The organism is Streptomyces tatrensis (assembly GCF_049310065.1).
In the GTDB taxonomy this organism is placed as follows: Bacteria; Actinomycetota; Actinomycetes; order Streptomycetales; family Streptomycetaceae; genus Streptomyces.
This window is the reverse complement of sequence record NZ_JBMDLB010000011.1, coordinates 907,982-923,088: the sequence shown is the minus strand read 5'-3', so window position 1 is coordinate 923,088 and position 15,107 is coordinate 907,982. Positions and strand designations below refer to the sequence as shown.

Genomic DNA, 15,107 nt, shown 5'->3' with positions numbered 1-15,107 from the left:
CGGGCTCCCGGGCCTCCGCCGTGGCCTCAGGCGCCGATGTCCCGGCTTCGGTAGTCCTCCAGGGTCTCGCGCCGGACGAGGAGCCGGGCCGTGCCTTCGTGGACCGCGACGACGGCGGGGCGGCCGACCAGGTTGTAGCCGGAGGCCATGGACAGCTGGTACGCGCCGGCCACCGGTACGGCGAGCAGGTCGCCGGGGTGGACGTCGCCCGGCAGCGTGGCGTCGGAGGCGAGGACGTCGCCCGCCTCGCAGTGCCGGCCGACGACCGTGGCCGTACGGGGCTCCGCCGTCGAGCGGCGGCCGACGAGCCGGGGCGCGTACCGCACTCCGTACAGGGCGGGTCGCGGGTTGTCGCTCATGCCGCCGTCCACGGCGACGAACACCTTCCCGCCGGTGTCCTTGACGGCGAGCACCCGGTAGAGCGCCACTCCCGCGGGGCCCACGACGGCCCGCCCGGGCTCGACGGCGAGGCGGGGTACGGGCAGTCCCGCGGCGGCGCAACCGTCGATGAGTTCCGTACGCATCCGCCGGGCGAGCGCGGTGAGTTCGAGGGCGGGTTCGCCGGGCCGGTAGGCGATGCCGTGGCCGCCGCCCATGTCGAGCTCGGGCAGGACCAGGCCGTGCGTGTCACGGATGCGGGCCATCAGCCCGATCATGCGGCGCAGGGCGACCAGGTAGGGCTTCACCTCGGTGATCTGCGAGCCGATGTGGCAGTGCAGTCCCGTGAGTTCGAGCTGCGGCTGACCGAGGATGCGGGCGACGGCGTGCTGAGCGCCGCCGTCGGTCAGGGAGAGCCCGAACTTCTGGTCCTCCGTACCGGTGCGGATCTTGTCGTGCCCGCCGGCCGAGACGCCCGGGACCACCCGCACCATGACCTTCTGGCGGCCGGACGTCCCGACGGCGGCAGCGATGCGCGCGATCTCCGACGGGCTGTCGATGACGATCCGTCCCACACCGAGGCGCAGGGCCGCCTCCAGGTCGTGGGGAGACTTCGCGTTGCCGTGCAGCACGATCCGTTCCGGTGGGAAGCCGGCCGTGACGGCGAGCTCCAGCTCCCCGGCCGAGCACACGTCCAGGCCCAGCCCCTCCTCCCGCACCCAGCGGACCACGGCGCGGGAGAGGAACGCCTTGGCCGCGTACAGCACGTCCGCGTCGGGGAAGGCCGCGCGGTACGTCCGGCAGCGCCCGCGCACCTCGCCCTCGTCCAGCACGTACGTCGGCGTGTCGAACCGGTCGGCAATCTCGCCGAGCGGAACTCCGCCGACGGCCAGGTCGCCGTGCGGGAGCGGTGTTGCGGATGCGGGCCATACGGACAGCTCGCCTGCGTCGGCGGGCACAGACGGGAGAACGGCGATGGTCATGATCTGTTCCCCTTCAGGCGGTGCGGGCCGTGGACTCGGGCGCCCGCGTGAACGGGCCTGCGGCGGGTCCGGCCGCACCCGCCGCGGGAACAGCACCCGCCACGGGTACCGCGGGCGCGGTGAGAGCCGGGTCGATCGTCAGCAGGGATGCGCCGAGCGGCCGGGCCATCGCGCGGAGTGCGGCCTCGGAGAGCCGGATCCAGGGCTGGGCCGTGCCGAGCGTGGCGGCCAGCCGCTCCGGACTGGTGAAACCGACGGCGGTACGGGCCCCCAGCGGGGTACGGAACAGCCGCACGACGACGTGCGCTCCTCCCGGCCGGGCGGGCACGTACAGAGGCCCGGCCGGGCGCCGTTCCTCAGGCTCGGAGTCGGATTCGTCGTACTGGAACAAGCACATGGGGCCCTCCTCGGGAACCACGAGCGGCAGGTGCCGTCCCCGGTGCGGGGATGCGGTCGGGACGTGCAACCGAAGCTATCCCCGCACCCGTGCCCCGGGTCCCGTCCCATGACGGGACCCATACGGCCACCGGCCCACTCCATACGGATCCCTGACGGCGGCCCCGGGGGCCATCGCCTGCCCCGCCGGCAGCTTGCCTCGGCTTCGTCAGCCGGCCGTCTGCGCCGGCCCGTACACCACGGGCAGTTCGACGAGGCCGCGGGCTCGCAGGGACGGCCGCCAGCGGGCTTCGGCTTCTGGTGCCGCCGGGTCCAGGTCCAGGTCCAGGTCCAGGTCGGCGAAGCGTTCGAGGAGAGTCGCCAGCGCGATCTCGGTCTCGATCCGCGCCAAGGGCGCGCCCACGCAGTAGTGGATGCCGTGGCCGAGAGCCAGGTGGCCGGAGGCGTCACGGTCGAGGTCGAGACGGTCGGGCTCGCCGAAGCGGGCGGGGTCACGGTTGGCGGACGCCAGGGAGAGCAGGATCGTCTCGCCCGCGGGAACCGTGACGCCCCCGATCGTCACGTCCTCGGTCGGGAAGCGGCGGATGGCGAGAAGTGCCGGCCCTTCGTAGCGTGAGAGCTCCTCGACCGCGGCGGGAATGCGCGACGGATCCCGGCGCAGCAGCGCCAGTTGGGCCGGATGCCGCAGCAGGGCGTGGATCGCGTTGCCGATGAGCTGCACCGTGTTCTCGTAGCCCGCGACCAGGATGAGGAAGGCCAGGGACGTCAGCTCGTCCTCGCTCAGGCGGTCCCCGTCGGTGTCGCGTACGGCGATCAGGTCGCAGAGCAGGTCGTCGGCGGGGTGGCGGCGCTTGTGCGCGATGAGCTGGACGAAGAAGGCGACCATCGCCCCCACCGCCTCTTTGGCAGCCGCCGGCCGGGTGGGATCAGGGGCGACGAGCGCGTTGGTCCAGGCGCGGAAGTCCGTGCGCCGGTCCTCGGGGACGCCCAGCAGGTCGCAGATGACGGCGATCGGCAGTGGCGCGGCGTACGCGGCGATCAGGTCGGCACGGCCGTGCGGGCCCAGACGGTCGAGGAGTTGATCCGCCGTGCGGCGGATGGGATCCCGAAGTCCCTCCATCCGCCGTGAGGTGAAGGCGCCGCTGACGAGCTTGCGGATGCGGGTGTGGTCGGGGGGATCCATGTTCAGGAGGTTGGCGTCGAGGACCGGCGGCAGGGAAAGACCTCGGTAACTGCCTTCCGCAGCCTTGCTCTTGTCCAGGGAGAGCCGCGGATCCACGAGGGCCGCGCGCACGTCCTCGTACCGCGTGACGAGCCACGCCCGCTCGCCTCCCGGACCAGGGATGCGCTCAACCGGCGCGCTGGAACGGAGGTGTTGGTACGCGTCGTACGGGTGGTTCATCAGCTCGGCCTGGAGATCCATGGCGCCACCCTAGCCAGGCTGCGGGGACGGGCCGCAGACGGGTCCGGGAGCGTCCCGCGAACGCCGCGGGGCCACCCTCGAACCACTCCGCCCCGGCGGTCCACCGGTGGTGGGACCACGGGGTCAGAGGTTCTCCCAGAAGCGGCGCCAGAAGTTGGCGCGCACGTCGCTGATCCAGTGCCCGGTGTCGCAGTGGAGCCCCCGCACCACGGGGAAGCGCTGAGGTACGGGGCGTCCGCACCACTGGCACGGCTTCGTGCGCTGCGCCGAAGGGCCCTGTGCACCTGCGGAGTTGGTCTCGGTCATGGCCCCAGTGAACAGGCGCCCGGCGCGCGCTGCCACGGTGCCACTACTCAGTCCGCTTGCGCGTGGTACTCACTCCGCGCCCGTCACCCGTGTGCGTAGGCCGCGGGGTCGTCCAGGACCGCTCGTGCCACGGAGTGCGCGGCGCCGAGCAGGGCCCGCCGGACGATCGGATCGCCGCGTTCCGCGTGCTCCGCGAGGAGGGAGACCGGGCGCCGGCCGCCTCCGGCGGTCAGCCCGGGTACACCGGCGGCGCTGTTCGCGCCGTCGACGTCCAGGCACTTGGCGTTGACGCCTTTCACCTCATCCGTGCGGGGGCCGGACTGTTGCCCGCCGCCCTGCGCGCGCGGTGCGGCGCTCCACGAGCCGGCGGCGGGCGGGGAGGCGCCGTACCCCCCGCCCGCCGTCTCAGGTCCGACGTGTTGCTTGACGTCGATACCGGCGCGCCTCCCTTCTAGGGCTACGGGACCCAGTGGTTGCCGGAGGCGGTGATCATGACCTGGAGCTGGATGCTCGCCGAGAAGTAGCTGCTGGTGTCGATCGGGGCGGCCAGCATCTTGTTCCACAGCGCGTCCAGCCAGGCCTGACTGCCCGGGTCGGTCATGGCCGCCAGCGCGAACGGGGCGAAGTACGCCGCTTCGCTCCCGGCGGAGATCTGCGTGCCGTCGAGCTTGTAGCCGATGGCGATCTTGTTCGGGTCGCCGCCCGTCTTGGCCTTGATCCAGCTGTTGATCTTGCGGGCCGAAGCCAGGGACTTGGCGTCTGCGCTGGTCACCGCGTCGTCCGCGATGCGCCACGGGGTCCGGCAGGCGTTCCACCAGTAGGCGCCGTCGTTCGGGTCCTCGAGAACCTGCCCGGGGGCGGGCTTGGGGGTGGTGTTGGTGTTGACGACGAAGTCGGGCAGCAGCCCGGTGTTCGGAGCGTAGGAGGCCTGCAGGCCGGTGATCTGGTTCTGGTGCGCCGTGCGGACGGTGTCCCAGGCCGTGTCGCCGGTCGCGGTCCGGAAGGCCCGGAAGTGGTCGACCATCCAGTCCGAGGTGCGGGATATGTAGTAGTACTGGTCGCCGGAGCTGCTCCAGTCGCCCAGCTTCAGCAGGTTGGTGGACGGGTTGAGCTCGTCCTTCTTGATCGCGTTGATGTGCTTGATCGCGAGCGCCTTGTAGTTGTACGTGCCGGCGCTGCCCCACTGCTTGTCGGCGAGCAGCAGCCCGTACGCGACGTCCATGTCGCCGTCGGTCGCGCCGTCACCGCCGTTGACGCTTCGGCAGGCGGTGTCCTGCTCCGCGGCGAGCAGGTCCGGGTTGATCGCCGAAGGGTGGTCGATCATCCACTTGGTCAGACCGTCGAAGATCTTCTTCGCGTCCGGGTCGGCGCCGGCCATCGTCGCTGCGATCACCATGCCGTACCCCTGCGCCTCGGCCACGTAGGGGTGGTCGGCGTCGGGGGAGATGACCTGGTACCAGCCGTTGCCGCAGTTCTGGCGGACGAAGGCGGACTTCCAGTTGGTGTAGTAGTCGATGGTCTTCTGGTCGAGGGTGCCCTGGGCGCCGGTCGGCTTCAGCGTGCCGGCGGCGTACGGGCGGGTGTGGCTGCCGAACGGAACCGCCGGACCGGAGCCGCTCGCGGGCTGGGTGGTGACGCTGAGCGTGTTGCTCGCCGCGGAGGCGTTGCCCGCCGCGTCCCGCGCCCTGACCGTGTAGCCGTAGCCGGTGGAGGCCGTGAGGCCGGTGTCCGTGTACGAGGTCCCGGTCGCCGCTGCGACGCGCGTGGTGCCCCGGTACACGTCGTAGCCGGTGACGCCCACGTTGTCGGTGGCGGCGTTCCAGGCGAGCGAGACGCTGCTCGCCGTGGTGGCCGTCGAGCGCAGGCTGCCCGGGGCGCTGGGCGGCGTGGTGTCGGAGCCGCCGGAGACGGGGGAGCCGTAGACCTCGAACTCCCACAGGGAGTAGCCGTAGGCGGTGCCGCGCGCGGTGCCGTGCATGCGGACGTGGCGTCCGGTTCCGGTGACGGTCAGGTCGTCGGTCGCGCCGTTGCCGGTGCTGGTGGAGTAGACGTCGGTCCAGGTCGTCCCGTCGTTCGACGTCTGGATCTTGTACGTCTTCCCGTACGCGGCCTCCCAGTTGAGCTTCACCCGGCTGATGGTGTGGGCCGCTCCGAGGTCGATGCGGATCCACTGCGGGTCCACGCCCTCGGCGCTGGCCCAGCGGGTCGAGGCATTGGCATCCACGGCCTTGCCGGCCTCGAAGCCGCTCGCCTCGACCGAGGACGCGGTCGCGGGCTTGCCGGTCGACACCAGCACCGGGGCGGCCTCGGCCGCACCGGGCAGGGCGGCGCCGACGGCGGCCGTGGCCGTGGCCGCGGCGACGGTGTCGGTGGCCGTCGCGGTCGGGGTGCTGAGGCCGGTGAGGCCCGCCATGGTGGCGGCGACGGCTGCGAAGCCCGCCAGCGGGCGGTGCCAGCGGGGGCGGCGGCGGTCTCTGTGCGCGGAACGTTGCTGATGCGCTCGTGACATCGGGCGTCCTCGGGGGTGAGTGCTGCGCGAGTGGGGGGAGCGGTCGATGCGGGGCATCGGCCAATGGTTAGGAATAGTTCCTAACCATTGGCCGGGAGACTAGAAACGGAACAGGGTTTCGCGCAAGACCCCGAGCTCCATCCATCCATGCGACGTGCATCCACGGGTGCAGCCGAAGGCCCTTGTGGGGGTGGCCCGTTCGGGGCGGGGGCGACGCCCGGCCCCCGGACCCGGTGCCGTTCACGCCGGATTCACCTTGACCGGCGATGCTCGGCGCCATGGCCCTCAGTAGACGAGCACTGCTGGCACAGGCGACCGTGGCGGCCACCATCGCCGCCACCCCCTCCGTCGCGACCGCGGACACGACGGCGGGGGTGGCGGCGGACACGACCGCGGACGCGGCCCCGGAGCCGACCACCACCACCCAGACCGCCCCCGTCACCACGACGTTGCGCGGCACGATCCCGCCCGGCGCCCCGGACTTCGTGTACGTCCCCCTGGACATCCCTCCGGGCATACGCGAGTTGCGCGTCGCCTATCGCTACGGCAAACCGCCCACCCCGCCCGGCACCCCGGGCAACGCCCTCGACATAGGGCTGTTCGACCAGCGCGGCACCGCGCTCGGCGGCCGCGGCTTCCGCGGCTGGTCCGGCGGCGCCCGCAGCGAGTTCTTCCTCCGCGCCGACGAGGCCACCCCCGGCTACCTGCCCGGCCCGCTGGAGCCCGGCCGCTGGCACATCGCGCTCGGCCCCTACACCGTGGCCCCGCAGGGCATGCCGTACGAGATCGACGTAGCCCTCACCTACGGCGAACCGGCGGCCCCCGCCCCCGTGGCCTACCCGCCCGAGCGGATACCCGGCCGGGGCCGCGCCTGGTACCGCGGGGACTGCCACGTGCACTCCGTGCACTCCGACGGCCGCCGCACCCCGGCCGAGATCACCGGCCTGGCCCGGGCCGCGGGCCTGGACTTCGTCAACACCTCCGAACACAACACCCACAGCTCCCACACCGCCTGGGCGGGCGCCGCCGGCCAGGGCCTGCTCGTCCTCACCGGGGAAGAGGTCACCACCCGCACCGGCCACGTCCTTGCCGTCGGCACCGATCCGGGTACCTTCGTCGACTGGCGCTACCGCTCCCGCGACGGCCGCTTCGAGCGCTTCGCCCGCGCCGTCCGGCAGGCCGGCGGCCTCGTCGTACCCGCCCACCCGCACGCCACCTGCATCGGTTGCGCCTGGAAATTCGGCTTCGGCGAGGCCGACGCCGTCGAAGTGTGGAACGGCGTCTGGACCCCCGACGACGAGGTCTCCCTGGCCTCCTGGGACGCCACCCTGCGCGGCGCCCACGGCGACCGCTGGCTGCCGGCGCTGGCGCACAGCGACTACCACCGCGACCCGGACCGCTTGGGCGGACCGCAGACGGTGGTCCTGGCCGACGATCTTTCGCGTACGGCGATCCTGGCGGGCCTGCGCGCCGGCCGCGCCTACGCCGCGGAATCCTCCGCCGTCTCCGTCGACTTCACCGCTGTCGGCCCGCGCGGAGCCCACGCGGGCATAGGGGAGCGGTTGCGGTCCGCCGACCCGCTCGCGGAGGTCCTCGTACGGCTGTCGGTGACCGGGGCCGAGGGCTGTGACCTGCGGCTGGTCACGGACCAGGGGCCGGCCTTCACCGCCCCGGGGGCGACCTCCCTGGAGTGGCGCACGACGCCCGCGCGGGCCGCGTACGTCCGCGCGGAGGTCCGCCACCCGGCGCAGGCGCCACCGCTGCCCGGGGCGCCCGCCGCCTTCACCAATCCGATCTGGCTGGACGCCTGATCAGGACTCGGTGTCCGTCGCCGACGGCTGCGCCGTGCCGTCGGCCGCCGGGCGGCCGGGCTCAGGCGGCGTGGACCTGGAACCAGACCCACTTGCCCCGGTCGCCGACGGTGGCCACGCCCCAAGTACCGGCCACCGCATCAAGAAGATCCAGCCCACGTCCCGTCTCCATCCTCGTCTCCGCAGGGTCGGTGTCCGCCTCGTCGCGGCTCGACCGTTCCCCCGAGCCCATGCGGGGATTCGTGTCGAAGACCGCGCCGGTGAGCACACCCGCGCAGCGGTCGTAACCGACGGCGACCTCGATGGCCGGTCCGCCGGCGTGCCGGACCGCGTTCGAGACGACCTCGCTCAGGAGCAGGGCCGCCATGTCGGCCCCGTCGTTCCCGGCGGGCGCGATGCGGTGCAGGACGTGCCGGGCGTCGGCCGCGGCCCGGGGATGGCGGGGCAGGACGGCGAGGCCGCTGTACGCGTACATGATGAGCTCCGAATCCCGGTGCGCCCGAACGGGCGAATCGTCTGCGTCCCTCATGCCCCCGGCTGCTCATTCCATGGTCCCGGTGTTCCGGGGCCCGTGACAGTGCCCATGGTCGGCGGTCGGGGTGACGAAAGTGTGGGGTCCGGCAGGGCCGGCCTTGCCCCTGTGACTTAGCGCGCTAAATCTTGGATGCCTCTCACCTGCGGAAACGCGGGCACATGATGCGTTCCTCCCGTTTGGCGACATCGATCGCCTCACCTACGTGTTCTGCCAGGACGTTCCGACTCGGCGGCCCTTCTGTCACGGGTCAGGGGGTAAGTCAGCTGGGACAGCTCATTGGATCAGGTCGGTGTGCGGATGCTCGGGGGAGGTCGGGCAGACGTAGATCTGCATGTTGTCCGTACTGCCTACTTCTACCCTCGTCGGCTGCGAGGGGTTCTGGCCCGCGTAGTGAGAGCCTGCGGCGTTGGCCTGGTCTTCCTGCGGCACCCAAGCTTCGTCGCCGTCCCACTCCCAGGAAGCGATCGTCAGCAGCGGAACCATCTGTGCCTCGCACACGGCGCAGTACCGGGGGATCGGGTCGGTGCGGCCCCACGGGGGCCAGCCGCCGACCTTCCAGCCAGGTGCGTTGCCCAGATGAATGGAATAGAAGTCGCGCGGATACGCCGCGTAGGAGCTGGCCACGTCGGCGCCGCCTGCCTGCCACCTGTTCCAGTCCTCCAGCATCTCCTGCAGCTCCGGGCTCAGGTCCAGGCTGTTGGGGTACTCGGTGATCACTTCTGGTGCGAGCACGCACGGCTCCGGCACGTAACCCGGATAGTCCGCCTCGTACGGTTCGGGTGGTGCGACGAGGATGTCGCGGACTTCCGCGGCCGACCGCCAGAACAGTGCGGTCGACGGCTTGTAGTCCGGATCGTGCTCATACGGGCACCAGAGAATCTGAAGCAGGTCGGCCTGCCCTGGGGGCCGCAACAGGGGTATGTCACGCAGGAACAGCTGAGCCACGGGCAGCATCGGGACCGGGCATTCGGCGGGCCCGGGAGGACCGGCGTCGCGCCGTTTGGCGAGCCACGCAGCATTGCGCTCCTTGAGCGCCTCCTCCTCGGGCGTGAGCGTGGACTCGAGGTCCGGGCGCCGCCGGTACTGCAAGAGTCTCTCGAGCCGCACTTCGGTCGGTGATCGGCGGAATCCACTGTCCACGTGCAGGTGCGCGTCTTCGCAGTGCGGCCACGGCTCTCCTGCCGGCCACAGCAACGGCCCGCCGACCGAGCTGTCCCTGACCGAAGGCGCCCCCGGACGCGGATGCAGCCGCATCGCAGGACGCGCCAACGGCGCCAGCTCGGGAAATACCGCTGCCACCTCAACAGGCCGCGGCGGAGTAGTGCGTACGAAACTCATGCTGGTGATCTTGTCACCAGCTACCGACAGCGGAGGCTGGCCCACCCGGCACCACAGGGCAGCCCGCCATACGAAGGGCTCGGCCATCCCGTCCCAGGAACGTAAGGCCAACTAGAGCGCTAAGTCTCAATCGGTGTGAGCTAGTGCTCCAGTTGGCCCTTCCGGCCAACTGCGACGCTCACAGTCCTGGGACGAATGGTGCGGGGCAGAACCTGGTTTGGAATCGAGCAGCCGCCAGTGTCCGGCAGATCAAGGAGCTGCGGCGTCCGTGAACGCGGTGAGGAGTGCCCGGGCGCGCTTGCGGAGGGCTTCGTCCTGGTCGATGATCCGGTCTTCGACTCCGGAGCAGATGATCCGGGCGTCGCCGTCGGCGAGGGCGGCAAGTCGACTCAGGTGGTCGTCGGTCAATGCGTCGGGGCCGAGTGCTTCCAGGGCGTCGCAGGCACCCGTCGGATCGGCGTCCTGTTCGGCGGACCGCAGGGCGGCCTCGGCGAGTGCGGTGCGGTCCAGCAAGGTGGGTTCGGCCACGGCCGCCAGGGCCCGCACTGCGGCCGGCGCCTGCATCGTGTCGGCGAGGGCCGCTTCCAGACGGGCAGTGAGCGGCCGTCCTGCGGGGCCGAGGAGGACGGCCGTTCGGGCAGCACGCACCACCGACCACCGGGACCAGGGGTTTCGTTCGGCGCGGGCGAACACCGATTCCAGAACAGCGACCACACCGTCCGCGTCCCCCGCGACGCGCCACAGAGCCTCAGCGAGGGCCGTATCCGTATCCAGCGTCGGCGTGGTGTCGCCGTCCTGGCCCCTGAGTGCCGCGCGCAGGGCCGGCGCGAGCGCCGCTCCCCGGGTACCGAGTGAACCAGCCATCATGGCGGCCTCCCGGAGCTGGCCGGCGCCTTGCCCGAGGTCCTGGTCGAGACAGCGCAGCAGGGGCGCGAGCTCGCCGTCGAGATCGTGCAGGGCCTTCGCCGCGGGCAGTACTCCCTGCTCGGCCGCCGCCCGCAACGAGGTGACAGCCCGTGCGCGGTCGGCCGGCGCGCAGTCGGCAGCGACGGAAGCAATGACCTGGGCGGCCTGGCCGGGAAGGTGTAGGAGTCCCGCGCACAGCTCGGGCAACGCCGGCGCGGCTTTGGCGCCCCACCCCGCCAGCAGGTTCGTCAGCTGCCACGGTTCGTTACCGCTCAGGGCCTCAGGCCGGGATAGGCGGTCCCGGACCGCATCAAGGAGCTCGCCGCTGTACGAGAAGGCGGAGTCCGCGGCGCTCCGGAACCCGGCGGCCGCGTCGAGGGCGCGCGGGCGCTGCCCCAGGCCGGCGGCGAGGAGCGGGGCCGCCTGTGAGGGTGCCACACGTACGAGCGCGGCCAAAGCGCGGTCCGCGTGGTCGTCGTCTTGGTCCAGGTTCCGTCCGGCGAGCGGGGCGAGGATGTCGGCAGCCGGTGCGGCGACGCTGCCCAGTCGGCCGAGAAGAGACGCCATGTCGACCACTGCCTCATCGTCGACGGCCGCCGCGCACAGGTTCGACACCAGGTGCCGTGGGGCACTGCGGGAGAGCATGCAGGCCCGGTCGGCCGCCCAGAGGCCTTCGCCCCGCACTTCGGCCCGGCTGTCGTGCAGGGCGGCCTCGACCAGTGCGAACGCCACCTTGCGCTCCGCGCTCAGATCCCGAGCCAGGAGCGCCTCGACGACGGCAGCCAGCGGCTCGCCTCGTTCGAGGTCGAGATCAGAGCGCAGGGAATCGGCGGGTAGCAGAGACAGCATCGTCGTGTGCATGGCCTCAGTCCACGGAACGCCCGCGTCGAGGGAGGCGAAGACGGCGGCCATACGCACCTCGGCCGGCTGGGACGGGTCCAAAGCAGCGGCGGCCGCCGCCGCTCCGCCCTGCGGATCGAGCCGTGCGATCCCCGCCAGGACCTCCGCGCGAGCGGAGGGTTCGGGTTCCTCGTCCCAGCGCGCGCAGAGTGAAGGGAGGACGATCTCGGTCGCGCGGGTGTGGGACACAGCCCAGGCCGCGGTACGGCGGACCCCCTGCTCCGGTGAGGACAGCAGGGGCAGTAGCAACGGGAGCCAGTCCGCCACAGCCGCCCGGACCGTGCCCGGTGCCACGCCGTACTCATCCTCGCTCTCGGCCATGCCACCGAGCAGCGTCAGGATGTCTGCCGTGCGATGGCCAGCAGCCGCGATCCCGGCCAGGAACGGCACCGCCTCCCGACTGGCGGCGTAGACCGTCCCCTGGTGCAGAACGCTTCCGTAGAGCTCCGACAACGCCTCATCCGCCGCTTCCGCGTCGGCGTCGGTGAGAGCCCGCAGCAGATCGGGAACATCCTCCGCGGTGCCGTACGCGTGGGAGAGGGAAGGCCAAGGGCGAGTATCCAGGCCGTGGAGCGGGTGTACGAGATCCATGCGGAGCATCGTGCCAGCCATCTCTGGCATGCCCTGGACACCAGTGATGCTCACTCGGGCCGACTGGAACGCGCATCGAGGCCAACTACAACGCTGAAGGGCCAACTAGGGCACTAAGTCTCATTGGCGTGACGGCGTGCAGCACGGTCACCCCGCCGTTTCGAGGTGGCCCCTCAGGTCGGCCAGGTCGTAGGCCGTGCTGCCGAGCATGAGCGTGCTGCCCTCGGTGGCGGCCGTGGGCGCCGAGGCGCCCTTGCCGACTGCGAGAACGATGCGGAAGTCCGCCTCCGTGCCGGTCCGGGTCACCTTGAACGCGCCCTTCTCGATGGAGAGTTCCGCGCCTCCGGGGTTCAGGATCCACCCCTTGAGCCAGCCGTCGCCCTTCCTGAACAGGAAGGTCCGGGCGCCGGACTCGGTCGCTCCGAGGGTGATCGCCGTGCCCGCCTCGGGCGACAGCTGCCAGGCGTAGGTGTGCGCGACCGGGTCGGCGAAGGCGTCGTGGACCGCGACGACGGAGTCCGCCCCCGCGGCCGGCCGCAGGTCGACGGCGATGTCGCGCCGGGCCGCGGCGAGCCGGTAGTTGCCGCTGCCGTCCAGGGACACGAAGCCGCCGCCCTGACCCGTGTACGCCCGCGACTCCAGCGTCCGGCCGCGGCCCGTCAGGGGCTCGGGCTTTCCGTCGACGAGCGGCTTGGAGAACAGCTCGGCCGGGCGGTGTTCTTCGCCGGCTGCTGCGCCCACGTCACGTCCTGGCCGACCAGCGACAGCGCGAAGGTGTCCGAGCCGCCCCAGCCGATGTGGTTCTCGTTGCGGTTCTGGACTCCGACCAGGACGTCGTCCCTGTCCTGGTACCGGCTCCGGAACAGGTACGAGCCGACGTGGTCGTCGAGCAGCGCCGCGCGCACGCTCTCCGGCGCCTCGTCGGGGTCCTGTGGGGCGAGCCCGTAGGGGTAGTGGAGCAGCCCGTAGGTCCCGCCGCCGCTGCTGCCGACGGTCCTCTCGTACTGCCACAGCCATGCCGCGCGCTGGTCGGCGGGCACCTGCGTGAAGATCAGGCCAGGGACCGGCACCGCGCCGGTCGCCGTGGAGACGCCCCACTGCAGGCGCGCCTTGTCCGCCTGCGCCGAGACACCGTGCAGCAGGAGGTTGGCGAACGCGGGGCGTTCCCACTTCGCGCGCAGCGCGCCGATGCCGGCGTCGAGGGAGCCGGTGACGCCCGGCGCGCCGACGCCCAGTCCGTAGCCGAAGTAGTCGAGTCCCTCCTGGTCCCACCGGGACTCCGAGTAGGCCGTGTCCAGGTGCCGCCCGACCTCGTCGACGAGCTGCGGAATCCGGCCTTCCTGCAGGTCGAACGGCCCGTCGCCGCGCACCGCGAGCGGCAGGGCCAGCTCGGCGCCGCGCACCACCGCCGTCCAGTTGCTCTGCTTGGCCGGGAGGGCGAAGTTCGGGTGGTAGGAGACCTCCAGGTAGGCGGTGACCCGCTGCAGCACCTGCTGGGCCCCGGTCCGCTGCTCCTGCGTCCATGCCGGGTACGCCCAGTCGTAGGCGGTGGCCAGGGGAGTGGCGGCATTGGCCGTCTCCAGGGCGGCGGCTCCGGCATGTGCGGTGCCGTTGACGAAGGGCATGGTCCGGCCGGACTCGACCGTCGCCTCGTAGGCGATCCGGGCGTAGGCCGGGTCCTGCGTGACCTGGTAGAGCAGGGCGGCGTCGTGCGCCAGGGCCGCCTGCGCCTCGCCGGGCCGGTAGTTGTAGGCCGGCAGGCCTTTGGCGACCCGGCCGACCCGGCCGTCGTACGTGGCCTTCGGGGTGCCGGTCTGCTGGATCGCGGAGCGGATCGCGGTGAGCCGCTCGTCGGTCACGCCCATGCGCGGGTGCCGCAGGCTGCCGAGGCTTGCGGTGGCCAGGACCTCGCCGTGCTTTCCGGTGAGGGCGAACCCGGTCGCGCTCCCGAGGTCCCCGGCGCTCAGGGTGAGCGCGCCGACCGTGTCGTCGGCGCCGAACGTACGGACCTTGCGGGCCTCGTCCGGCTTGCCCTCGGCGACCTCCGGGCCGCCCGCCAGCAAGGTCACCGGAGTCTTGTCGCCGGCTTCGAGCCGCCATGCGAGACGGGCGCTCCCGTCCGTCGCGGTGGCCGTCAGCACGTTCGTCCGCTGCTCGTCCAGGAAGCGCGCGGGCATGGTGACGGTCTCGGCGGCGGTGGTGGCGAGCCTCGTGCCGTCGGCGGCGAGAGCGACGACCTTGTACGTGTACCGCTTGCCGGGGAGGGCGGAGCCGTCCTCGGCGGTCCAAGCGGCCGGCACCGTGCGGATCAGGGTCTTCGGGCCCGGCGTGAACTCCCGGTCGGCCGAACGGTGGACCTCGTAGGAGGCCGGAGGCTGCTCCTGCGGCAGCGCGGCGAAGTTCCAGGTGAGCTGGACGGCGCCTGTCGGCTGGACGTTGGCGCCCACGACATCGCCCTCGACGCGCTCGACCCTGACGTTGTCCACGAGCATCCGGCCGGTGCTCCGCTCCAGGGCGAGGAGCAGGTTCAAGGCCGGCGCGCCCGGTCGCGCCAGGACCACCGCGCCGGCCTTGCGCCAGGGGGTGTCTCCCGTGACCCGGCCGACGAGGGCGTCGTGGCCGAAGTTGCGCGCCCACAGGTCGCCGCCGTAGCCGGACAGGCCCACCGCGCGCTCGTCGAAGGTGATCCGGTAGGCCCGGAACGTGCCGGTGTCCGGGACGGGGACGTCCTGGCCGATGGCCGCCTTGTCGTGCGGGTCGCCGAGGTCGAGGGCGAGCGCCCGGCTGCCGTCGGGGCCCGCGCCGTCGACGACCTGGGCCCGACCACTGGCCCGGGTCTCGTTCTGCGGCCAGCCGACGATCGAGCCGTCGGCGCCGGCCTGCTCGAAGTCGCCGTTGACCACGAGGTTCGCGGCGGCCCCGGCATGGGCGGGCGCCGGCATCGAGACCGCGAGCACCCCCGCGACGGTCGCACCGGCGACGGCGGCCCTGCTCAGCCGGGACGGTAGGGCTCTGGGCATCTCTTCTCCGA

At 72.2% G+C, this 15,107-nt stretch carries 12 protein-coding genes; 1 reads left to right on the top strand and 11 read right to left on the bottom strand.

All coding sequences use genetic code 11. The features are described 5' to 3' along the window. Nucleotides 1–26: 26 nt before the first annotated feature. The 6 genes from lysA to ACODT5_RS19800 form a co-directional block, all read right to left on the bottom strand. On the bottom strand, nucleotides 27–1,361 hold the full coding sequence (gene lysA, locus ACODT5_RS19825) for a diaminopimelate decarboxylase (RefSeq protein WP_422520650.1): 1,335 nt from the start codon (nucleotides 1,359–1,361) through the stop codon (nucleotides 27–29). A gap of 13 nt (nucleotides 1,362–1,374) precedes the next feature. Then, entirely contained in the window at nucleotides 1,375–1,758 is a 384-nt protein-coding gene (locus tag ACODT5_RS19820; RefSeq protein WP_422520649.1) for an SAV_915 family protein, read from the bottom strand. 207 nt (nucleotides 1,759–1,965) lie between these two features. Next, a complete protein-coding gene (locus ACODT5_RS19815; protein ID WP_422520648.1) occupies nucleotides 1,966–3,180 on the bottom strand; it encodes a cytochrome P450 family protein in 1,215 nt (404 codons plus the stop codon). Nucleotides 3,181–3,303: 123 nt separating this feature from the next. Continuing rightward, a complete protein-coding gene (locus ACODT5_RS19810) occupies nucleotides 3,304–3,486 on the bottom strand; it encodes a hypothetical protein (protein WP_422520647.1) in 183 nt (60 codons plus the stop codon). Nucleotides 3,487–3,569: 83 nt separating this feature from the next. After that, nucleotides 3,570–3,785, bottom strand: a complete 216-nt coding sequence (locus ACODT5_RS19805) for a hypothetical protein (protein ID WP_422520646.1) — start codon at nucleotides 3,783–3,785, stop codon at nucleotides 3,570–3,572. Between the two features lie 158 nt (nucleotides 3,786–3,943). Further along, nucleotides 3,944–5,995 (bottom strand): glycosyl hydrolase family 8, encoded by a 2,052-nt coding sequence (locus tag ACODT5_RS19800; RefSeq protein ID WP_422520645.1) that lies wholly within the window; start codon nucleotides 5,993–5,995, stop codon nucleotides 3,944–3,946. A 278-nt stretch (nucleotides 5,996–6,273) separates the two neighbouring features. Between ACODT5_RS19800 and ACODT5_RS19795 the strand changes: the two genes are divergently transcribed. Further along, nucleotides 6,274–7,806 carry a CehA/McbA family metallohydrolase gene (locus ACODT5_RS19795; RefSeq protein ID WP_422520644.1) on the top strand — a complete coding sequence of 511 codons (1,533 nt, stop codon included), beginning with the start codon at nucleotides 6,274–6,276 and terminating at the stop codon, nucleotides 7,804–7,806. Between the two features lie 61 nt (nucleotides 7,807–7,867). Here ACODT5_RS19795 and ACODT5_RS19790 read toward each other — a convergent pair whose 3' ends face one another. From ACODT5_RS19790 to ACODT5_RS19770, 5 genes are all read right to left on the bottom strand, one after another. Further along, complete coding sequence (locus ACODT5_RS19790) at nucleotides 7,868–8,281, bottom strand: ATP-binding protein (RefSeq protein ID WP_422520643.1); 414 nt, start codon at nucleotides 8,279–8,281, stop codon at nucleotides 7,868–7,870. Nucleotides 8,282–8,614: 333 nt separating this feature from the next. Beyond that, nucleotides 8,615–9,679, bottom strand: a complete 1,065-nt coding sequence (locus ACODT5_RS19785) for a hypothetical protein (protein ID WP_422520642.1) — start codon at nucleotides 9,677–9,679, stop codon at nucleotides 8,615–8,617. 249 nt (nucleotides 9,680–9,928) lie between these two features. Beyond that, complete coding sequence (locus ACODT5_RS19780) at nucleotides 9,929–12,076, bottom strand: hypothetical protein (protein WP_422520641.1); 2,148 nt, start codon at nucleotides 12,074–12,076, stop codon at nucleotides 9,929–9,931. Nucleotides 12,077–12,223: 147 nt separating this feature from the next. After that, nucleotides 12,224–12,817 (bottom strand): hypothetical protein, encoded by a 594-nt coding sequence (locus ACODT5_RS19775; protein WP_422520640.1) that lies wholly within the window; start codon nucleotides 12,815–12,817, stop codon nucleotides 12,224–12,226. Next, entirely contained in the window at nucleotides 12,736–15,096 is a 2,361-nt protein-coding gene (locus ACODT5_RS19770) for a fibronectin type III domain-containing protein (protein ID WP_422520639.1), read from the bottom strand. The genes ACODT5_RS19775 and ACODT5_RS19770 overlap by 82 nt, the downstream gene beginning before the upstream one ends. Nucleotides 15,097–15,107 lie beyond the last annotated feature (11 nt).